The sequence below is a fragment of the Desulfosoma caldarium genome (assembly GCF_003751385.1).
Lineage (GTDB): Bacteria > Desulfobacterota > Syntrophobacteria > Syntrophobacterales > DSM-9756 > Desulfosoma > Desulfosoma caldarium.
Genome location: NZ_RJVA01000009.1, coordinates 257928 through 279481 on the forward strand (window position 1 = coordinate 257928; position 21554 = coordinate 279481).

Here is a 21554-nt window from a genome sequence, read left to right on the forward strand (position 1 = left end):
AAAGGAGACGCACAATGGCGGAACAGCATGGCGTGTTGAGTGCCGGACTCGTGGATGAGCCCATTCCCGTGACGCATCCCGTCAAGATTCAGGACCTTACCTTTCGTGATGGACACCAGTCCCTGTTCGCCACGCGGGGCCGTACGGAAGATTTTCTGCCCATCGCCGAAGATATGGATAAGGTGGGCTTTTATTCCATGGAAGTGTGGGGCGGAGCCACCTTTGACACCATGCATCGATTCCTGGGCGAAGACCCGTGGGAACGCATTCGCACCCTGAAAAAATACATCAAGAACACCCCGTTTTCCATGCTGTTGCGCGGTCAGAACCTGGTGGGCTACCGCAACTATCCGGACGATGTGGCGGAAGCTTTTGTGGAACGAGCCTGTGAAAACGGCATCGACATCTTTCGCGTCTTTGATGCCCTGAACGATTTTCGCAACTTCGAGACAGCCGTCAAGGTCATCAAAAAACACGGTAAGCACTTTCAGGGCGCCATCTGCTATTCGCTGACCGAATCGCGCATGGGCGGCGAAGTCTACAACCTGGACTACTATGTGTCCAAGGCCAAACAACTGGCAGACATGGGTGCGGACACCATTTGTATCAAGGACATGGCCGGCCTCATCGCTCCCTATGATGCCTATGTCCTCATCAAGACCTTGAAGGAAAATGTCAACGTGCCCATTCATCTGCACAGTCATTTCACCTCGGGCATGGCGGACATGTCGTTGCTCAAGGCCATCGAAGCCGGCGTGGACATTGTGGACACCTGCCTGTCCCCATGGGCCTACCGCACCTCACACCCGGCCGTGGAACCTTTGGTGGTGGCGCTCAAGGGCACCAACCGGGACACGGGCATGGACCTGAAGCTCTTGGCCAAATGCAGCGAATACATGGAAAAAATTTCGCCCAAGTACCGTCACTTACTGGATGACCGCATGTCCATCATCGACATCAACGTTCTGCTGCACCAGACGCCGGGCGGCATGCTGTCCAACTTGGTGAACCAGTTGCGGGAAATGGACGCGATGGACAAGCTGGACGAAGTGTTTCGGCAGTTGCCCATCGTGCGGCGCGAGCTGGGCCAGGTGCCTCTGGTGACGCCCACCAGCCAAATTGTGGGCATTCAAACGGTGAACAATGTGCTGTTCGACACCGAGGACGAACGCTACAAGATGATCACCGCCCAAGTTAAAGACCTCTGTTATGGCCTCTACGGGAAGACCCCCGTGCCTATCGACCCTGACGTGCAAAAGAAAGCCCTCAAGGGATACCCACGCGGGGAGACACCCATTTCGGTACGCCCCGCCGACGTCCTGGAACCCGAGCTGGAAAAGGCGAAAAAGGACGTGGAAGGCTTGGCCAAGGACCTCGACGATGTGCTCATCTACGCCCTGTATCCCACCACGGGCAAACGGTTCCTGCGCTGGAAATACGGCCATGAACCCATTCCGGACGAGGTCAAGCCTAAAACTTTGGAACAGGTCAAGGCGGAGGAGGAACTCATGAAAAAGGCGAAGGCAGGCCTGTTGGTGGAAAAGCCCACAAAGGAAGCGCCGCCCAAAGGTCCAGGCGTGTGCACGTTCAATGTGTTCGTGGATGGGGAATACTTTGAAGTGGAAGTGGAACAGGTGGGCGGCATGCCTCTGGTCACCCAGATAACGCCCATGGCGCAACCCGTCGCGCCACCCGCTCCGGCACAACCCGTGGCCCCGCAACCCGTGGCCCCGCAACCCACGGGACCGCAGCCCATGGTGCCGCCCCCACCGCCTAGACCCGCTCCCGCTCCGGCAGCGCAGCCTGCCGCCGCTCCACCTCCGCCCAAGCCCGCGGCGGCTCCCGTCAAGGGTGCCACCAACATCGAAGCCCCCATGCCGGGCATGATCATTCGCTATGAAAAGAAGGAAGGCGACACGGTCAACGAAGGGGATGTGGTTCTCATTCTGGAAGCCATGAAGATGGAAAACTCCATCACAAGCCCCGTGGCCGGAACGGTTCTCAAGATCAATTACAAAGACGGCGACAGCGTGCAAAAGGGCGATGTGCTGGCTGTAATCGGTGAATAAGGAGCGAAAACGATGCGTCTCAAGCGGAAGAAAATCACGGTGGTTGGAGCGGGATTTGTGGGAGCCACGGCGGCCCATTGGGCAGCGGCCAAGGAACTGGGGGACGTGTGCCTCATCGACATCATCGAAGGCATGCCCCAGGGCAAAGCCTTGGACCTGATGCAGGCTTCACCGGTGGAAGGCTTTGATGCGCAGATCGTCGGCACCAACGATTACAAAGACACGGCCGACTCCGACGTGGTCATTATCACGGCGGGATTGCCAAGAAAACCCGGAATGAGCCGAGACGATCTCTTGTTCAAGAACACGGACATCGTGAAGACCGTAACGGAAAACATCGCCAAGCACTCTCCCAACGCGTACCTCATCATCGTCTCCAACCCTTTGGACGCCATGGTCTATGTGGCCCACAAAGTGAGCGGCTTTCCAACCCATCGCGTTATGGGCATGGCGGGCGTGCTGGATGCGGCCCGGTTTCGCGCTTTTATCGCCATGGAACTGAATGTTTCCGTGGAAGACGTCACAGCCTTTGTTCTCGGCGGCCACGGCGACACCATGGTGCCCCTGCCCCGGTATTCCACCGTGGCGGGTATTCCTCTGCCCGACCTTCTGCCGCCGGAAAGGATCCAAGCCCTGGTGGAACGCACGCGCAATGGCGGCGCGGAAATCGTCAATCTGTTGAAAACGGGCAGTGCTTTCTTTGCGCCGTCGGCGTCGGCGGTAAGCATGGCCGAATCGATTCTCAAGGACAAAAAGCGCATTATGCCGTGCGCGGCTTACTGTGACAAGGAATACGGTGTGGGTGGTTATTTCGTTGGCGTTCCCGTGAAGTTGGGTGCCGGCGGTGTGGAGCAGGTCATTGAAATCACCCTCCTTCCCGAGGAAAAGGCCGCATTCCAAAAGTCCGTGGACGCCGTCAAATCCTTGGTGCAGAAGATTCAGCTTTAAGACGCCCTAAAGGGCGCCAATTCCCGGCACAGCCAAGGCTCCAACGCGCCCTCAAAAAGATCTTTTCACGACCTTTTTCGTTGAGGGGACCGGCCTTCACCGGTCCCCCTCGTGCTCCTGCCGGTGCGCGAGGCCAGGCTTCAGCTCAAGTGTTCCTCCTTTTTTACGGCTTCCTTCTTGAGCCGATTGACCGTTTCTTCCAGCACAGGAAAGACGTTTTCTCGAATATCCCCCGCCACCACCACCAAAAGCACGTCATCGCCCACGTGACGCCGACCCGTGTGCAGGTAGGCTTCCACGGCGGCAATGCCCGGCCGGGATCGAACGTCCGCCAACACGCGATCCCAAGCATCTCGGTCGCAGTCGATATCCAGGGCCGTGGCCGGCGCGCCGCTTCGGCTCGTGGCCCGCACCACGCCGTTGTGGCAGGCAAACATGCCCACCGTGGCCGGATCCAGCCTTTTTTTCAAATCGTCGATCATTGCCTGCAAAGTGACCATGCCTTTCCCCTTTTCAAGCGATTGCTGTTTTCACCCAGCTTCGACCACAGTGGTTTCCTGAAAACCACTGTGGTTCACCCGTCGCTCACAGTCGCTCTTTCCCTTCGCACTGCCTCTTGCATCGGTTTTTCCTACAATGTATAAGTGCTGTGTTCCTGTGAAAATTCATGCGGCTTATCCATCGGTCGATTCCCTTTTCCGACGCTCCAAACGGGACCAGAATCGTGACGGGCTCAAGACCCGACTCGGCCCCAGGCCGAATGCATCAGCGCATAATGTACCTTGGGAAAGTTCCCCATCGAACGAGCCCATCGATAATCTTTGTCCCTGCCTGTGCTCCCCTTTTTTGTCAACCCCTGTCGACGCCAAAACCGTTTCGACGCCCATGGGTTCAAAGGGGCCATCCCCTTTTCGGGCCTCGGGCGTCTTTGGGGCCAACGCGGAAAGCCATTGAGGAGGGTCATCATGTTTGACGACAAGGCACTGGAACGCATTCGGGCCGGAAAAGAAAACTGGGAAAAAAACACGCTGACCAAAACCCTGTCCAAGGCACCCGAACGTAAGGCGGTGTTCACGAGCATTTCGGGCACGCCTGTACAAAGGCTTTACACCCCGCTGGATGTGCAAAACCTGGACTACGAGCGGGATCTGGGGTATCCGGGCCAGTTTCCGTTCACGCGCGGAGTCCAGCCGACCATGTATCGGGGCCGGTACTGGACCATGCGCCAATACGCCGGGTTTGGCAATGCCCGCGAAAGCAATGCCCGTTACCGGTACCTTTTGGAGCAAGGCCAGACGGGTCTCAGCGTGGCCTTTGATCTGCCGACCCAAGCAGGCTACGACAGCGATCACCCACTGTCCATGGGCGAAGTGGGCAAGGTGGGCGTGGCCATCGATTCCTTGGACGACATGAAGATCCTCTTTGACGGCATTCCTCTGGATAAGGTGACCACGTCCATGACCATCAACGCGCCGGCCACGGTGCTTCTGGCCATGTACCTGGCCATTGCCGAAGAACAAGGGGTTCCCTTTGACAAGGTCGGCGGCACCGTGCAAAACGATATTCTCAAGGAAATCATCTGCCGAGGCCAATATATCTTTCCACCCAAGCCCAGCATGCGCCTGACGGTGGACCTCATCGAGTATTGCTTCAAACACGTGCCCAGATGGAACACCATCTCCATCAGCGGCTACCACATTCGCGAGGCGGGATCCACGGCGGCTCAGGAAATGGCCTTTACCATCGCCGACGGCATCGCCTACGTGCAGGCCTGCGTGGATCGAGGTCTTGCCGTGGACAGCTTTGCCCCGCGCCTGAGCTTTTTCTTTAACGCCTTTACCAATGTGCTGGAAGAAGTGGCCAAATTCCGTGCCGGTCGCCGAGTCTGGGCCCGAATCATGAAAGAACGATTCGGCGCCAAGAATCCGCGCTCCATGATGATGCGCTACCATGTGCAAACGGGCGGCGTGACCCTCACGGCCCAACAGCCCCTGAACAACATCGTGCGCGTGGCCCTGCAAGCCTACGCGGCCGCTTTGGGCGGTTGCCAGTCGCTGCACACCAACTCCTACGACGAAGCCCTGTGCCTGCCCACGCAGGAAGCCGTGACGGTGGCCCTGAGAACGCAACAGATTGTGGCCGAAGAAAGCGGCGCCACCGACACCATCGATCCCCTGGCCGGGTCCTATTTCGTGGAAGCCATGACGGACAAAATCGAAGCGGATATCGAAGAGTACATCAAAAAGATCGATGCCATGGGAGGCACACTGGCCGCCATCGAACAGGGCTACATTCAAAAGGAAATTCAGGACAGCGCTTACCGGTTCCAAAAAGAAATCGAAAGCGGCGACCGAGTCTACGTAGGCATCAATAAATACACCATGGAAGAACCCGAACCCACGAATCTTCTTAAGGTGGACATGAAACTGGGAGAAATCGAAGCGGCGAAACTTAAAAAACTGCGTGCTGAAAGGGATCAGGCCACGTGGAAGGCTGCTCTGGATCGCCTGCGCGAGGTGTCCCGGTCCGAGGAAAACGTCATGCCGGCCGTCATCGACGCGGTCAAGGCTCGGGCCACCATCGGAGAAATCTGCGACGTGTGGCGGGAAATCTTTGGGGAATATCGGCCCAAGGAATTCGTGTAAGAAAAAAGTCACCAAAAAGCCCAAAGAAATCGCAGAATAGACCCCTTTTGCCCCTTTCGCGCCCCAAGCGAAAGCGGCAAAGAGCGCCCTACCCTAAGAATACAGGGTGGTCGCCCAGTGGAGGAACAAAATGGCTCAGGACAGAAAGATCAAGATCATTGTGGCCAAACCCGGCTTGGACGGCCATGACCGCGGCGCCAAGTTGTTGGCCCGCATTTTCGCGGAAGCGGGCATGGAAGTGGTGTACACGGGGCTTCGACAAACCCCGGAAATGATTGTAGAAACCGCTATACAGGAAGACGCCGATGTGGTCGGGCTTTCCAGCCTTTCGGGCGTGCACATGTATTTCTTTCCTCGCGTGGTGCAGCTTCTTAAGGAAAAAGGCCTGGACGACGTGCTTGTTGTGGGCGGCGGCATCATTCCTTCGGAAGACGTGCCGGAACTGAAAAAGGCTGGGGTGGCCGAAATCTTCGGCCCGGGCACGCCCACGGCCAAGATCGTGGAATTCATCAAGAACAACGTGCGCAAGCGCGATTAACGGATTTCCCATGCGAGACTACGCCAAGGAAGTGCTGGAAGGATCGCCTCGGGCGGCGGCTCGGCTCATCAGCTGGTTGGAAGACGAAGACGCGCGAGCCCTGGAACATATGGAACGGCTCTACCCGCACACGGGTCGAGCTTACGTCGTGGGGATCACGGGATCGCCTGGAGCGGGTAAGAGCACTTTGACGGACAAGTTCACCTTTGCTTTGCGTCGCCAAGGCCTCACCGTCGGGATCATTGCCGTGGACCCCAGCAGTCCGTTCTCGGGCGGAGCGGTTCTGGGGGACCGCGTGCGCATGAGCCGTCTTGCCACGGACCCGGGAGTCTTCATTCGCAGCATGGCCACTCGAGGTTATCTCGGCGGGTTGGCCAAAGCCACCGGGGAGGTGGTCAAGGTCTTGGACGCCTTTGGCAAGGACATCATCGTCATCGAAACGGTCGGGGTCGGCCAGGACGAGGTGGACATCATTCGGCTGGCCGACACCACGTGCCTGGTGCTGGTTCCGGGTCTAGGCGACACGATTCAGAGCATGAAGGCCGGGGTGATGGAAATCGCGGACATCTTCATCATCAACAAGGCGGATCGCCCGGGAACGGACCAGCTCTACACCGAAGTGACCTCTCGCGTGGAACAGGATGCCCACATCAAGGAACGGGCCTGGACGCCCCCTGTGGTGCGGACCGTCGCCGTGGAAGACCAGGGCATTGACGACCTTCTGCAGGCGGTTAACGCGCACCGGCAATTCCTGAAGGCATCCGGAGCGCTGGAAGAAAAGCGGCGCCAACGAACTCGCGATGAAACCTTGCGAATGATCCACGCCGAAGTCTTTCGGCGCCTTTATGAACGGCTGACGGCCAACGGCCAGCTGGACGCCCTGGTGGAAGCCATTGTGGAAAAGCGAGAAAGCCCCTACCGCGCCATGCAGGACGTGCTGGCGCGGTGGCTCAAGGAGTGATGGCCCCGCAGAGCTCGCAAAGGCCGGGCTGCGGCGCCGTCACGCGTCGACGGTTCGCGCACATTCCCGTGAAAGTGAAGCCCCATGAATCTCCATGAGCTTGCGTCCCGAATCCTTGGCCCGGCGATGGATGGGCATCGGCATGTGGGGCCGAGCCTTTTGGAATCCACGTCTGAAGAAGGCCTGGGCCATGAGGGAAGCCCAAGGGGCATGGCTTACAGACGCCGGCACCCTGCCCCTAAGCGACAAGGGCAAAAATCTGGAATGCGGCGATCGACCGGACTTTTTGGTCGAAGACACGGTCCTTGTAGAGTCTAACGCATGCAAACACATGGAACCGCCAGGGTCCTTTCGAACCGCAAGCTCACGGGCCGTTCCGTGGGGCTTTTGATCAACCACAACGCGCCTGTTTTGAAAGACGGCATCCACCGCCTCGAGTTTATATTCAAGACAGGTTGCGTTGTGCCGAAGGCGCAGGGGGGCGCACGCATCCGGGGGACCCCGTTTCTCAGCCCACTGCGCCTAGGCGGTGATTTTTCCGTTTTTCACGTCACCCAAAACATGTGAACAGGTCATGCAACCATCCCACATATTCCAAAACCCCCAAAGGAGGATCGCCCATGAAAGTGCTCAAAGTGGACCATATCGGTATCGCCGTCAAATCCATCGACCAAGCGCAAAAGCTTTATCGCGAAATCCTGGGCCTGCCGGATCACGGCCGCGAAACCGTCGCCGAACAAAAGGTCATCACGGCCTTCTTTCCCGTGGGCGACACGGAAGTCGAACTCCTCGAATCCACCGCTGCCGATGGCCCGGTGGCCAAATTCATTGAAAAAAAAGGCGAAGGCGTGCACCATATCGCCTTTCGTGTGGAAAACATCGACGCCGCTTTGGAAGAACTGAAAGCGCAAGGCGTCCAGCTCATCGATCAAACACCGCGCCAAGGGGCCGGAGGGGCCCGCATCGCCTTTTTACACCCCAAGGCCACGGGCGGCGTGTTGGTGGAGTTGTGTGAGCGAAAGGACGCGTAGGACCCGTCCCATGACTGTAGAACGCACCTTTCCTTTTTCGGCCCTGGTCGGCCAGGATCTCATGAAACGGGCTCTGCTGCTCAATGTGGTGGACCCATCCCTGGGTGGCGTGCTCATCAAGGGCGAACGAGGCACGGCCAAGTCCACGGGCGTGCGGGCCTTGGCCGACCTTTTGCCCACCATTCGCGTGGTGGAAAATTGCCCATTTCGGTGTGATCCGGACAGACCGGAAGAGCTGTGCCCGTTGTGCCGAGAAAAGGTCGCAGCGGGGCAGACCCTTTCCGTGGTCCAACGCAGGGTGCCACTGGTCAATCTTCCCATAGGCACCACCGAAGACCGACTCTTGGGAACCATTGACATCGAAAAAGCCCTCAAAACGGGCCAAAAGGCCTTTGAACCGGGTCTTCTCGCCGAAGCGCACCGGGGCATTCTGTACGTGGACGAAGTCAATTTGCTCAACGATCAGATCGTCGATCTCTTTCTCGATGCCGCGGCTTCGGGCCGAAACGTGGTGGAGCGTGAAGGGATCAGCTTTGCCCATGCCAGCCGATTCATTCTCGTGGGCACCATGAATCCGGAGGAGGGCGATCTCAGGCCGCAACTCCTGGACCGTTTCGGACTTTCGGTTACCATTCGAGGCATCGACTCGGTGCAGGAACGCGTGGAAATCGTCAAGCGCCGTTTGGCTTTTGAAGCCGACCCTGAAGGTTTTCGATCTCGATGGGCTGCACAAGACCGTGCTTTGGCCCAGCGTATTCGATCGGCACAAGAAAGCCTTCATCGCATCGCCTTAACCGAAGAACTGCTGGAACTGGCCTCGCGCATCGCCATGGCCATGGGCACAGACGGGCATCGCGCGGACATCGCCATGATCAAGGCGGCTCGAGCCCACGCCGCGCTGGAAGGCCGAAGTGCGGTCACGGCGCACGACCTTCATTTGGCCGCACGCCTTGTGCTGCCGCACCGGGTGAAGAAAACGCCTTTGGAAAAGGCCGAACTGGATGAAGAAAAGCTCAAAGAGCTGTTGCCATCGGAAGGCGGTGCGGGAGCCGGAGAGGCTCAGCCCTGGGTGCCCGTCCATCACAACGCACCCAAGCCTTCGGCCCACGCTCAAAGCGCCCCAGTGCCGGGGGAATGCGTGACGCACCTGTGCCCGATGAGCCGAGCCGTTTTGGCCCACATGCCATGGCATCGCCTTCAGCCCGGGACCCATCCCGGACGGAGGTTTTCCATCCCCTTTTCGCAACATTCCGGGACCGTCCATGGAGCGCGATGCCCCCTGCCCGGCGAACCTTTCAGCGACGTGTCCATCCTGGGAACCCTTCGAGCGGCCGCGCCCTACCAGAAAAGCCGTCAAAACGGCAACGGCAACGGCAACGGGCGGCCCGTGCTGCTGGCTCACGATATCCGCGTGCGCAAGCGATCGCGCAAGACCGGGCTTTCCCTGGTCATGGTTGTGGACTCCAGTGCCAGTATGCGTAGCAACGACCGCATGGCCCTGACCAAAGGGGTGATCGACGCGCTCCTTCAAGACCTTTACTTTCGACGGGACAAACTGGGCATTGTGACCTTTCGGCACACGGCCGCGGAGGTGCTCCTGCCCCTGACGCACAATATTCGGGATGCGGCCCAGGCTGTCGAAGCCTTACCGGTGGGGGGCCGCACGCCGCTTTCCATGGGACTTCACCTGGGGCTTCGCCTGCTGGTGCAGGAAAAACGCAAGAACCCTGAAACCCTTCCTGTCATGCTTGTGTTTTCCGACGGGCGCCCCAACATGAGCGCCTTTGGGGCGGATCCCCTTGACGAAACCTTTCATTATGCCAGGGAAGTTCAACGCCAAGGCATTCAAGCCGTCTTCGTGGACACGGAACGGGATCCCATGGCCGGTGGCTGTGCCTATGAAATCGCCCGCCGCATGGGTGCCCTCTATCTCCCTGTGGACCGCCTCTTTAGCCATCGGTCATCGCGCTCCCTTGCCGGCCCCGACAGCTCGTGATAAATGCATACGTAAAAAGTCTGAAGGAAACCGCGATGAAAAAACAACAAATCGCATGGCTTGTGGTCCTCATGGCCGGGCTTTTCGGGGTGTTGACCGCTTCCGGTCCCCTTCTCGCCCAAGAGCCCGGATTCACGCGCCAGGACCGGGATCTGCTCATCGAATTGCGCACCCGCATGCTGGAAATTGACAAACGCTTTGAGCAGATCGATAAACGCTTTGAGCAGATCGATAAACGCCTTGAGCAAGTGGACAAGCGCTTTGATCAGCTCATGCACTTTCTGTACATTCTCGCCGGCATTTTCACGTCCCTGGTGGTGGCGGTCATCGGCTTCGCCTATTGGGACCGCCGGACCATCGTCTCGCAAGCAAAAAAGGAGACCAAGGAAGACCTGGAGCGGGAAGGCCGCCTTCGGGACGTGATCCTGGCCCTGCGCGAATTCGCTGCCAAAAACGAGGACCTGGCATCCATTCTCAAGAGCTATCATCTCCTCTAGCTGCCATCCTTTTGCATCCCGACGCCCCACGCTTTTGCACGCCTCTTTTCACAGGCCTTCAGAGAGGAAAGCTTGAGCCGGGGCCTCGTTCCAGCGCCCCGTCCCGTTATAGTGACCCCGCATTGGACTGAACCAGCCATAAGCGTTGGATTTGGTCTGCGAAAGGGGGTGTGCGGTGCAAGAAAGCGTGGTTAAGCCAATTCGAAGGCAAAGATGAACGGCCAATCGTCAAAGGAAGATCGTGCTGGAGATTCTCAAAGGCCACAAAACCATCGTGAATGTGGCACGGGAGCACGATGTCAGCCAGACAACCCCAACGCAGGTCTATTGACCGCGAAAATCCCCCGGCCACCACATGGGAACCTGACGATCTCTGCCGCATCTGATGGAATGCGCTGTCTAACGGCCGGATTTCCTGGCAATCGGCATGGATGCCTCGCGTAGGGGCAGGCCCCTGTGCCTGCCCTGCAGGCCCCTTACCTGACCCTATTAGGGGCAGCCACAAGGGCTGCCCCGACGTAATCCCTACAGAAAACCCAAGAGCAGCTCGGTCACAACAACGCACATTTTGGTCTTGATTCCTAGGGGTCATGACACCGAAAAGCACCGGGGCGCACAAACCGTGCGCCCCGCCCAAGGACTCTCGCGTTTTTGCCGTGCTCGTGATCTTTTTACCCCCACGCCCGCGACAACGCCGGAGCTCACCGCCCATAGAATCCGCACTCACGGCGAGCCGCCGCGCACCAGAACCTCACCGCATGCCCGCTACCCTTCCCGCGGCAGGCGATAGCCGAACTCCCTAAGCACCCGCGGGTCCCGGCGCCAGTTTTTCTGCACGCGCACATACAAACCCAAATACACGCGGCACCCCAAAAGCCGTTCTATGTCCTCCCGGGCTTGCCGACCGATTTCTTTCAGCCGTGCGCCCCCTTTGCCGATCACGATCCCCTTCTGGGAATTCCGCTCCACATGAATGGTGGCCTCGATGCGAAGGAGGTTTTTGTCGGCCTGCTCGCGAAAGACGTCCACGGTCACGGCCGTGGCGTAGGGAATTTCCTCTTCCGTCAGATGAAACACTTTTTCTCGAACGATTTCTGCCACCAGAAACCGTTCCGGCTGATCTGTCACGGCATCGTCCGGATAGTATCGAGGTCCTTCGGGAAGCCGTTTTTCCAGTTCGGCCAGAAGCTGCGGCACGCCATCTCCCGTGAGCGCCGACAGCGGCACCACGGCCTCAAAGGATCGCAGCCCTGTGTATCGATCAATAAGGGGAAGCAGCGCGGCTTTGTCTTTCAAAAGATCCACCTTGTTGAGGACGAGCACCACCGGGGTGGTGATTTTTTCCATGGATTGCAAAACAAATCGATCCAGATCCATGCCTCGTGCCGTCACGTCCACCATAAAGGTCACGGCATCCACGTCGTTGAGCGTCGCCAGAGCCGTCTTCACCAGAATTTTGTTGAAGGTGTCCCGAGCCCGATGAATCCCCGGCGTGTCCACAAAAATCATCTGGCACCGGTCGGTATTGTAAATACCCACAATGCGGTTTCGTGTGGTCTGCGGCTTGGGGCACGTGATGGCGATCTTTTGCTTGAGAATTTGGTTCATGAGGGTGGATTTCCCCACATTGGGCGCCCCCACCAGAGCCACAAAGCCTGATTTTATGAGTTCCACGAAAGATAGGCCTCCGATTCGCACGAAGCACTCATAGATCGGTTTCGGAAGGTTTCTGGACGTGGGGAAAGTCCGTGCTTTTCTGGGCTAAATGGGGAACGGCTTCATCTATGGAAGCATCCTTTTGTACGGCCTGAACGGCCTCCTGCTCACAAGGATCGGCTTCCGTGCAGGGGGAAAGCCGAAATTCGGCGCGCCTTAGAACCACACCCATCTCCCGGCATGTGGTTTCCAAGGTTTCGGCGATTTCCTGTGAGATATCCCGTGAGGCCACGACGATTTCCTGGACGCCGTATCGACGCACGAGCTTGGGCACATGCCGAAGCGTGCCAAGGACTTTGTAGCCGAACATGCGGCGGCACACCGTTCTTTCGTCCGCATCGATGAATCCAACCGGTACAAGGCCCAGATCGGCATTTTCCAGGAGCTCTTGAAGCACGTAGGCCCCGTTGCGGTTGGCTCCGTAGATCAGCGTGGGACGGCCTTTCTTTTTCACCAGTCGGTTGAGAAACTCCGAGAGCAGGCGAAAGGAGAGCCGCGAACCCGAAAGCGACAGCAAAGACAAAAGCCAAAAAATGGCGAAAACGGTTCTTGAAAAGCCCTTGAAATCGTAAGCGAAGACCAAAACCGTCAGGCTCACGCACACCCCGGCGCTAACGGCCAAAACGTGAATGCTGAGATCCGAAAGGGTCGTGTAACGCCACACGCCTCGGTAGATGCCACAGGCCACATAACTTGCCAGGCAACAAATAAGGATCACCGGCAGGCTGCCGAGAAAAAGAGGAAAAGCTTCGGGATCAGACCATCGTTCGTAGCGCAGGTAGTAAGCCAGCCAATAGCAAAAGGCAATGAGAAACACGTCCAGCATCACTTCAAAGACGCGCTTCTTGTAGGTGAACTGGACCCACAGGACGGTGAGGGCCGGCTTCTTTTCCAGCAGACTTTTCTCACCGGGAGGATACACGCGCACCTGGGCAAGGCGCACGAGAAAGACCACGGTCAGGAGCACAAAGAGCGCGGCCGACGCGTAGAAAAGCCCCATGTCCACCGCGCTGAGCAGGGCCACGGCACCGCCTAGCACCGAAAAACCGTACAGAACCCGAACGGCTCTTTTTTCATCCAAGCCGATCGCAACAAGCCGATGCGACGTGTGGTCCCGGCCCCCGCACGCCACGGATCGGCAAAACATCGTGCGCATCACGGAAACCAGGGCCATGTCCGCCACGGGAAGAGAAAAGACAAAGAGCGGGGCCATGACGATGGGCACCAAATGCCCGTGACGACTCAGTTCGTTCTGCGTGCTGATGCCGGCCAAAAGGAATCCGAGAAAGAGGCTTCCGCAATCCCCCATGAAAATGGAAGCCGGATGGCGGTTGTGGCACAAAAATCCCAGGACGGCCCCAAGAAAAATGGGTAGAAGCCCGATATGGGGATCCAGGGACATGCCCCCGCCGTGCAGCACTTCAAAGGCCAGCAGGAAAAACCCGGCGATGGCGGCGACTCCCGCGCTCAACCCGTCCATGTTGTCGAGTAGGTTAAACGCGTTGGTCATCCCCACGATCCAGAGAATACTCAGGAAAGTGTTGGCCGTTTTTGACACGAACCAATCAATCTTGTAACCGAAAAAGACCAGAACGGAGGCAAGGACGATCTGTGCCACGAGCTTGGTCTGGGGCGAGAGGTTTCGAAAATCATCCCAGAGTCCCAGCAGGAACATGGCGGCGCCGCACACCAGAAGCGGTGCGAGGTGAAGCGCTGCGGTGGACATATTCCCGAACCAGCCGAGAAGCAGCCCGACCCCCGTTGCCGCATAAAAAGTTGCGGCAATGGCCACGCCGCCCAGCAAAGGGGTAGGGATTCTGTGCCACCGGTCTTCCCGAGGAACGGCCACCTTGCCCCGCCGCGCGGCCCAACGGCCCACCGCAGGTGTCAAACGCCATCCAAGGCCAAAAGCCCCGAAAAACAGCACCAGCCCGTGAAACCATTCCACGGCGGCATCCATGCCTTAACTCCTCGATCAGCTTTGAAAATATGCAATAACGCTTTGAATGATGCCCCTCAAATCCACTCGAGGCGTAAATCCCGTCAACTCCTCGAGCTTGCGAATATCCGGGCAGCGGCGCCGCATGTCTTCAAATCCGGGCCCGTAGGCCCGTTCATAGGGAATGTATTCGATTTCCGAACGGCTTCCGGTCATTTCCTTAACCAGTTCGGCCAGATCCCGAATGGTGATTTCCTGGGGGTTGCCCACATTGATCACCTGGCCGAGGGCTCGCGGTTCGGCCATGAGCCGCACCAGGGCTTCCACCACGTCGGACACATGGGTAAAGGACCGGGACTGGGAACCGTCGCCGTAGACGATGATGGGTTTGTTGAGCAGCGCCTTTTGCACGAAGTTGGGAACGACCATGCCGTATTGCCCGGTCTGGCGAGGCCCCACCGTGTTGAAAAGTCGAACCACAACCACCGGCAGCTTTTTTTCTTCAAAGTAGGCCAAAGCCAAAAACTCATCCAGGGCCTTGGAACACGCATAGGCCCAGCGCCGACACGACGTGGGCCCAATGAGGCTGTCGCCATCCTCCCGAAGCGGCGCTCCACCATTGTCGTCCATGGCCTTACCGTAGACTTCCGACGTGGACGTGATTAGGACCTTCTTTTTGTGCCGATTGGCGCAACGCAGCACCACCTCGGTCCCTCGAACATTGGTTTCCAGCGTCTCCACGGGGCGGTTCATGATGAGCTTCACCCCTACAGCCGCTGCCAAGTGGTAGACTTCATCGCATTGGGCCACCAATTCGTCCATGAGTGATTCATTGAGAATGGTGTCCACGACATACTGGAAGTTCCGGTTGTCTTTATGCTCGGCTACGTTGTCCAACCGACCCGTCGATAAGTTGTCAATAACAGTGACTCTGCACCCTTCATCCAACAAACGATCGACCAGGTGCGACCCGATAAACCCCGCTCCACCCGTGACAAGAACTGTTTTGGTATCTCTGGTATTCAATGCCTTTTCACCGACGAATTGATCATGAAACAGCGTGTTTAGATAAAAACATCTTGCATGGGATTTCCAGTCAATGGGAAATCCTTGCGCGAAATCGACAGCACATCACGATAGACACGCAAAATCTTTTGCGAAAACCGTACCACGCTAAATTCTTTCTCCGCTCTTTCTCGTGCCCGGTGGCCCATCTTGGACCGCAGTTCCCTATTGGATAAAAGATGGTCGATGGCTCGTGCCAACGCCCGGGGATCTTTCGGCGGCACAAGCCTTCCTGTCACACCATCCAGAACGGCGTCCCGACAGCCAGGCCAGTCCGTCGTCACGGCAGCACGCCCAACGGCTGCAGCTTCCAGCAAAATTTTTGGGACGCCTTCGCCATAGTATGAAGGAAGAACAACGAGATGTGACATGGCAAGGATCTGTGGGATGTCGTGGCGGAATCCTAACCAATCCACAACCCCTTCACGATGCCAGCCTTCCAAACACGACCTCGGGACTGCGCAAGGGTTTTCCGCATCGTGCCCACCAACGAGAACAAACTGGACCAGTTCCCCCCACTCTTTCTTAAGAATCCTCGCTGCTTCAACGAATTCTCCCACCCCCTTATCCCACAGCATCCGCGAGGCAAACACGACCACAAAAGGAGGTGCCTGCGGCTCAGGTTGCTCTCGAAAGCCGCTCAGATCCACGCCCACGCCACCGACGACGTACGTTTTTTCCTCCTTTCCCCAGCCCTGAGACTGACCATAGGCTCTATCCGCTGCATTTTGAAAAACCAAAACACTTCGCTTATCCCCTCTTAAAGTTCGAAGCCAGGGCTTGAGAAAAAGCCGGCTGCTTCGCCCGGCTTGGTTTCGAAAGGCAAACCCTAGCCCAATAAACATGTGCACGGCCGGAAGCCGCAACAATCTGGACGCGACCGACCCGTAGCAAATCGCCTTGAGTCCAATGTGATGGACCAGATCCGGTTTCATCCGTCGGTAATGGCGCAAGAGGTGCAGCACAGCCGCCGTTTCCATAACAGGGTTCTTACCAGAACGCGTCACCGGCCAATGGATAAAATGCATGCCGCGCCTTTCTATTGCCGCACCCTCTCCCGTATCCCTGGCCATGATGGTCACCTGAAAGCCCTGCCTTGTGAGCAACTGGGCGAGAGGAAGGAAATGAATACGAAAAACCCAGTCGGCATTGACGGTAAAAACCACGTGCAGTCCACAGCTCGTCATGCCTCTGGTTCCTCATGTTGGTGATACTGGGCAAAGGTTCATTAAGGACGACCCAGCCCAATCAACAGCCGAAGCATTTCCGTCTCCAGCCGGTATAGCCTCGCCACATCCACAGAAAAGGCAGAGCGCAGGCGTTTTCCAAAGGGTCCACGAGAATCGACGAAACTTTGTATTTTTTCCTGGCATCCCAGCGCAGTTTGTGGCCATACACGGCCCAAAACACTTCAGCCTGCCGGCGAGCGAGTAAATCCCCTCACACCAAGACCCTCAATGCCCTTTGGATGCTCTTTTCAGCACGTTTCGCCTTTCACCCACGGCATTATGAATCCTAAAGGCGATTTCAAAACAAGGATCGTAAACCACCGCGCCCAAAGCCGCAACCGTCAAGTAAATGCACCAGACATGATGCCATATGGAAGAGTCGTCCTATAAGAATTTGTCATGATCCCAAGGAATCAAGACCAAAATGTGCGTTCTGGTGTACGCGCTGCTCTCGGCTTGTCTGTCCGCATCAAGCGCACCGACCGGTGACCCTTCAGCATCCGCTCCAGGCCTTGACAAACGGCTTTGGGTCGACGGCTTATGGCTGGTCCAGTCCAGTTTGGGGTCACGAGACTTTTTTCAAACCATTTCCTTCCAACCGATCTTCTCCTTCGTCCATCGAAGATCGCCATCTCGTCGTAGTCGTCATTGCCCCTTCTTTTTCAGCATTTCCATAAAAGGATTGGCGCCGAATCCGCCGGAACCTCCGGAAGGCGGAAAGGGATTTTGGGACGATTCTTGCCCGTAGCTTTGACCCTGACGGGCTTTTTGGATGGCCTGTTGCAAGGGGCTGGTCCCGCTGCCACCTTGAGCCTGTCCCTGGCCTGTAGGCATCGCGCCTTTTCCTTGGACACTGCCCTTGGCGGGAGCTGGTCCAAAGGGATTAAGAGGCTGGCCTTGACCTTGTTGCCGCCGCGTGCCCTGCGGTGTCGCACTCTCCACGTCCTGGCCTTTAGACGGGGACCCCGCGGTCACTTCAATCGGTTGTGGTCGATCTTTTTCAGGGCCGTAAAGCGGTAGCCGAAGATTTTCTCCATTTCCTTCCAAAACGACGGCGTTGGCCCCAATTTCTTTCAGGACATAAGGCCCTACGGTGTCGCCTTCCCCGTACCACGCTGCCGAAGAGGCCCTGTCTTTCGAAGCCGTTCCCGTTTCCAGAAGCGCCTTTTTTCCCTTCTCAGTCCTCATAACCCCCGTGAAGGTGACCCTCGCTGACGTCTTTCCATGCGTCATGGATCTGTCGAGTCCACTGCGCTCCGGCGCGAAAAGATGCTTGGTCACCATGGGTGGCTGCGCCTCATCAGTAGCGGCCGCTGCGCCGGCGGCCCACCCCCCCACGGCAGGGCCCAGCACTATGGTCACCAAGCCCACGGCCATCATAAAAATCCGAATCAGCCTTTTATTTGTTGACCATCCCAGTCTGAAAGCGTTTCGACAACCATGGCCCGCACATCGTTCAGGATCCAGATCGTTCACAGACACCTGCCCCAGCAGGCAGACTCTGGGCTCGACCGCGGAGCCGATCAATGTTCTCGTCCGAGGAGGCCCCGTTCCCCGACCTCGATCGCGGCTGAAAATCGGTGCGCTTTTTGCCTCTTTCATTGAGTCTTAATTCCTTTTTGGACACATTTGCCAGGGACGGTCACACGCACGCGGGCTCAAACTTCATGAAAAGAAGGTCATTGCACTCACATTGTGCTCCTGGCTCACGGGTCCGGCCCTCATGGGCCTGGCTCCGCCATGGGCTTCTGCCGCATCGTGCCGGAATGCCGCTATCGTCTCCGCACCCTTCCGCCCTTACCGGGAAGCCCTCGAGGGCCTCCAGGCCTCCCTCACTCGGCTCGGCCTTTAAACACCCAAGCTTATCAACTCTGCCCCAAGACACTCAAGGAGACTTTCGGACCGCGAATAGGGAACTCCTTCGGCTCTCCGCCGACGCTTTCATTTCCACCGACCCGGAAGCTCTGCCGGTTGCTGAAAACGTCGTCAAAGTCTGCGGCCCTCCCTGGGCTTACACCATGGTCCTAGACCCTACAAAACTCGTTGTGGATCCCAATGGTCCTTCCTGTGGCCTTTCCCTTTCTATTCCCGCCGCTGAACAAATTTAGGCCATCGCTCGAACCCTTCCCGAAAGGAAACGCCTGGGCGTCTTTGACTCCACGGCCGCCAACGGAGATTTTCTCCGGTAAGCACAACGCCACATGGAAAACTTCGGGCCGATCCTGCAGGCCATGACCGTGTAAGGACCCAAGGACATTCCCGATCATGTTTCTCAGACCCTGCCGAGCCTGGACGCCTTGTGGATCATTCCGGACCCGGTCAACAATTCTCCGGCCCTTGTGGAATACCTTGTGGAAACGGCTCTTTGGCACCACGTTCCATCTGTGCCCAGCCCGACATCGAACACCGCCTTATTTGACCTCGGCACCGTTAAACCAACGGAATGGTCGAACGATTCAACAGCCGAATTAAAGAGGCCTCGTCGCAAACCGGCTTCCCTACCGCAGCTCACCTAAAGAGGAAGCTATGACTCAGCACGGCCAGCTCCATAAGACCACAGTCCTTGGAAAAATATTCGCCATAGAACCCCGATTCAGCCACTCAAAATCCGACACCAAAAAAGACCTCACCTTTTTGTTAAATCCGTTCATGAGTTTGCGGGACCTGGGAGGTGGCTCCGGTTGTTCCGACAGGTTGGCGGCGGAAATAAGGTGGAAAGCCGTCATGGTTAAGCCGCCAGTTGCGTCGATGGGCGGGCAATGTACGGAAATTGCGTCATGGAAAGAGCCTTCAACCCGGCCAAAAGGACTCGACCCCAAGGACCGGACGGAACCCATCGTTCTACCGAATTTTCCATCCTGCGCCCGAGTATAGAACCGGAAGAAACCGTTGGGGATTTTTCCTACCCTTGGACGTGGGACTCCAGACATTCGGCTACGGAGGCGTGCTGAGGACATCCATCCAGCGCCTGCCCGGCCGTATAAGGCTGCGCTATTTTTCGGAAACCGTCCCCAGTTATCCCGGATGCGCCCGTAAGGACACCGCTCCCGACGTCTGGCTTTTGGACCTGAACGCGGTGGGGAAGGATTGCCTTTTTCCCAAGCTGGATCTGATGGCCGCCGTCAACGTCCTGCCTCGATCCCCTTCCGCCATAACCTATTGAGTCTCAGGGGTGCTCCAATAGGACTCTGCCCTGCGAAGGAACGCCTCCTGCAAGACCACCACGGGTCATGATCCTTGTCGTAGCCTTCATTGCCCGCCGCAACCACGAAAAGAATGTCGAGCGCTCCGGCATGGCCTGTTTTCCTACCCCGTATTAGGAATACCCTCCAAAGCCCATGATGAGGACGCGGACATCGTGGGCCTTGGCAAAAAGTTCGACCCAACAGCCAGCGGAAACTCGAAACGGTGAAGCTTCGAGAAGGTGTTCGAAAAACCGGTGGACCCCGTGACGCTTCACGGGGGTCTGATTCATGTTCTTGAAAAGGGGACTTACAAAGCCAATGTGGACCGAATCCTTGGAGCTTCCGCTGTCGCGCAGCTCAGCCCCTCTTCTGTTATCGAAACACGCTGTCGAAAAACAAAAACCTTCTAAGGGATCGGTGCAGAGCTGAGAATTGCTCCACTTGGCATATGGATGACTGTCCAAAAAATGATTTGTCAAGGAGTGGGACAGGGAAACCGACGCGGCCGAGTTCATGCCCGGCCGCTTTTTGAAGAGCGCACGGTTCACTGCGCCATGGGGCTCACGGGCGGGCCCACAAGAATGGTCCCGTAACGGGTCCGATCCGGAGCCAAAATGCCGCCGGCGGGTGTGACATAAAAGGTGCCGTCCACGCGGCTGCGAAGGACTTCGCGGCCGGTGAGGCTGGCCACGAAGTTGTCAACGAGGCGGCCCACGGCGTGCTGAATGGCTTCGCTGGTCAGAATGTCCACATCCTTTTCGCCGAACACGGTCTTGGGCATGACCTTCACTTCGGCACGGTTCACCCACACAATCTCCCCCGTGCGCGCATCCTGGGCGATCATGCCCAACTGAATCCACGCGTGGTCCACTCGCCCTCCCTTGTGCCCCAGAAAGGCGATGCCCGCACCGGCGGCCCCCCAGATGGCCGTGTTCAGGCTGGCATAATCCTCTTCGCGCACCAAACGGCCACCAAACCGTGGATGGCCCACGAACTTCTTGTCATTGTCTTCCAAAGGCCAGTTGTCTTTGGCCAGAGCGGCCCCCACAAGGCCGCCGATGGCCATCTTATCGATCATCTCATAGGTGTCGCTGTGCGCCACACCAAAGACCGTGCGGGATCCCACCTTTAAGAAGAACGGCAGCAATCCGGTCTGGATAGGATTGAAGCTGTCTTCCTGGCCCGCTTTGAACACCAGGAGGCGGCCTCTCACCACGTAATCGGCTCCAAACCGATTCCCAAGCCTTCGAACAGCCTCACTGTCCAGGGTAATCAATCGTTCACGGTTCCAGTAGGGTTCGGCGGAGCGGCGATGGGCTTCGTTGCGGTAGATGGCCCCAAGGATTTCCGCTTTCATGCCCGGGGACCAGTCTTTGGTCAGCTCCTTTTCCAAGGCCAGTGTGGCCGTGCTTTTGCCTTCCTCGGGCGTGGCGTCCTGAATGATGCCTTGTTCCAGCAGGTAACCGATCACATCTTCGTAGATCACAGGAGAGAAACCGAAGCGCAGCAATTCGTCGGTCAAGGCTTCGTTGACCAGAATGTTTCGCCTCCAGTAGCCATAAAGGGAATCCTCAGGCGTGTAGTCGGAAAAGGGCACCACCACCACTTTCTTGAATTCGCCAACCGAAGACTCGCGGGCCACGGGAGTCTTAAGTTCCATCACCGACGTGCCACAGCCGGAAAGGACCCACAGTCCCAGCCCTATCGCCACGAATTGTCTGATCATCGCCCTCTC

17 protein-coding genes are annotated in these 21554 nt (G+C 57.6%); 10 read left to right on the forward strand and 7 right to left on the reverse strand.

All coding sequences use genetic code 11. The features are described 5' to 3' along the window. The first annotated feature begins 14 nt into the window (after positions 1–14). Together EDC27_RS01840 and mdh are read left to right on the forward strand one after the other, a co-directional pair. Complete coding sequence (locus EDC27_RS01840; RefSeq protein WP_123288908.1) at positions 15–2069, forward strand: pyruvate carboxylase subunit B; 2055 nt, start codon at positions 15–17, stop codon at positions 2067–2069. A 12-nt stretch (positions 2070–2081) separates the two neighbouring features. Then, positions 2082–3017 (forward strand): malate dehydrogenase, encoded by a 936-nt coding sequence (gene mdh, locus EDC27_RS01845; RefSeq protein ID WP_123288909.1) that lies wholly within the window; start codon positions 2082–2084, stop codon positions 3015–3017. A gap of 140 nt (positions 3018–3157) precedes the next feature. On the opposite strand, the gene EDC27_RS01850 is transcribed toward mdh, so the two are convergent. Then, positions 3158–3517, reverse strand: coding sequence for a molybdenum cofactor biosynthesis protein MoaE (locus EDC27_RS01850; protein WP_245994159.1), 360 nt, complete (start codon positions 3515–3517; stop codon positions 3158–3160). Between the two features lie 465 nt (positions 3518–3982). Here EDC27_RS01850 and EDC27_RS01855 point away from each other — a divergent pair, with 465 nt between their 5' ends. The 7 genes from EDC27_RS01855 to EDC27_RS01885 all read left to right on the forward strand — a co-directional run bounded on the left by EDC27_RS01855 (position 3983) and on the right by EDC27_RS01885 (position 10685). After that, positions 3983–5662, forward strand: a complete 1680-nt coding sequence (locus EDC27_RS01855; protein ID WP_123288910.1) for an acyl-CoA mutase large subunit family protein — start codon at positions 3983–3985, stop codon at positions 5660–5662. 130 nt (positions 5663–5792) lie between these two features. Next, the gene (locus EDC27_RS01860) at positions 5793–6200 is read left to right on the forward strand and encodes a cobalamin B12-binding domain-containing protein (RefSeq protein WP_123288911.1); all 408 of its coding nucleotides are present in this window, start codon (positions 5793–5795) and stop codon (positions 6198–6200) included. A 10-nt stretch (positions 6201–6210) separates the two neighbouring features. Continuing rightward, a complete protein-coding gene (meaB, locus tag EDC27_RS01865; protein WP_123288912.1) occupies positions 6211–7161 on the forward strand; it encodes a methylmalonyl Co-A mutase-associated GTPase MeaB in 951 nt (316 codons plus the stop codon). Between the two features lie 94 nt (positions 7162–7255). Continuing rightward, positions 7256–7552: a GxxExxY protein gene (locus tag EDC27_RS01870; RefSeq protein WP_123288913.1), complete on the forward strand. Its 297-nt coding sequence runs from the start codon at positions 7256–7258 to the stop codon at positions 7550–7552. 229 nt (positions 7553–7781) lie between these two features. After that, positions 7782–8192 carry a methylmalonyl-CoA epimerase gene (gene mce, locus EDC27_RS01875; protein ID WP_123288914.1) on the forward strand — a complete coding sequence of 137 codons (411 nt, stop codon included), beginning with the start codon at positions 7782–7784 and terminating at the stop codon, positions 8190–8192. Positions 8193–8202: 10 nt separating this feature from the next. Continuing rightward, the gene (locus EDC27_RS01880) at positions 8203–10188 is read left to right on the forward strand and encodes a magnesium chelatase subunit D family protein (protein WP_123288915.1); all 1986 of its coding nucleotides are present in this window, start codon (positions 8203–8205) and stop codon (positions 10186–10188) included. A gap of 35 nt (positions 10189–10223) precedes the next feature. Next, the gene (locus EDC27_RS01885) at positions 10224–10685 is read left to right on the forward strand and encodes a hypothetical protein (protein ID WP_123288916.1); all 462 of its coding nucleotides are present in this window, start codon (positions 10224–10226) and stop codon (positions 10683–10685) included. Positions 10686–11450: 765 nt separating this feature from the next. Here the strand turns inward: EDC27_RS01885 and era are convergent. From era to EDC27_RS01910, 5 genes are all read right to left on the reverse strand, one after another. Next, positions 11451–12359: a GTPase Era gene (gene era, locus EDC27_RS01890; RefSeq protein WP_245994163.1), complete on the reverse strand. Its 909-nt coding sequence runs from the start codon at positions 12357–12359 to the stop codon at positions 11451–11453. Between the two features lie 31 nt (positions 12360–12390). After that, positions 12391–14361: a hypothetical protein gene (locus EDC27_RS01895; RefSeq protein ID WP_123288917.1), complete on the reverse strand. Its 1971-nt coding sequence runs from the start codon at positions 14359–14361 to the stop codon at positions 12391–12393. Positions 14362–14376: 15 nt separating this feature from the next. Beyond that, the gene (locus EDC27_RS01900; RefSeq protein WP_123288918.1) at positions 14377–15366 is read right to left on the reverse strand and encodes an SDR family NAD(P)-dependent oxidoreductase; all 990 of its coding nucleotides are present in this window, start codon (positions 15364–15366) and stop codon (positions 14377–14379) included. Positions 15367–15404: 38 nt separating this feature from the next. After that, positions 15405–16592, reverse strand: coding sequence for a glycosyltransferase family 4 protein (locus EDC27_RS01905; RefSeq protein ID WP_123288919.1), 1188 nt, complete (start codon positions 16590–16592; stop codon positions 15405–15407). Between the two features lie 687 nt (positions 16593–17279). Further along, the gene (locus EDC27_RS01910) at positions 17280–18014 is read right to left on the reverse strand and encodes a hypothetical protein (RefSeq protein ID WP_148045639.1); all 735 of its coding nucleotides are present in this window, start codon (positions 18012–18014) and stop codon (positions 17280–17282) included. A 1528-nt stretch (positions 18015–19542) separates the two neighbouring features. On the opposite strand from EDC27_RS01910, the gene EDC27_RS01925 reads away from it, so the two are divergent. Next, a complete protein-coding gene (locus EDC27_RS01925) occupies positions 19543–19797 on the forward strand; it encodes a hypothetical protein (RefSeq protein ID WP_148045641.1) in 255 nt (84 codons plus the stop codon). Positions 19798–20363: 566 nt separating this feature from the next. Here EDC27_RS01925 and EDC27_RS01935 read toward each other — a convergent pair. Next, on the reverse strand, positions 20364–21545 hold the full coding sequence (locus tag EDC27_RS01935) for a hypothetical protein (protein WP_123288925.1): 1182 nt from the start codon (positions 21543–21545) through the stop codon (positions 20364–20366). Positions 21546–21554: the final 9 nt, after the last annotated feature.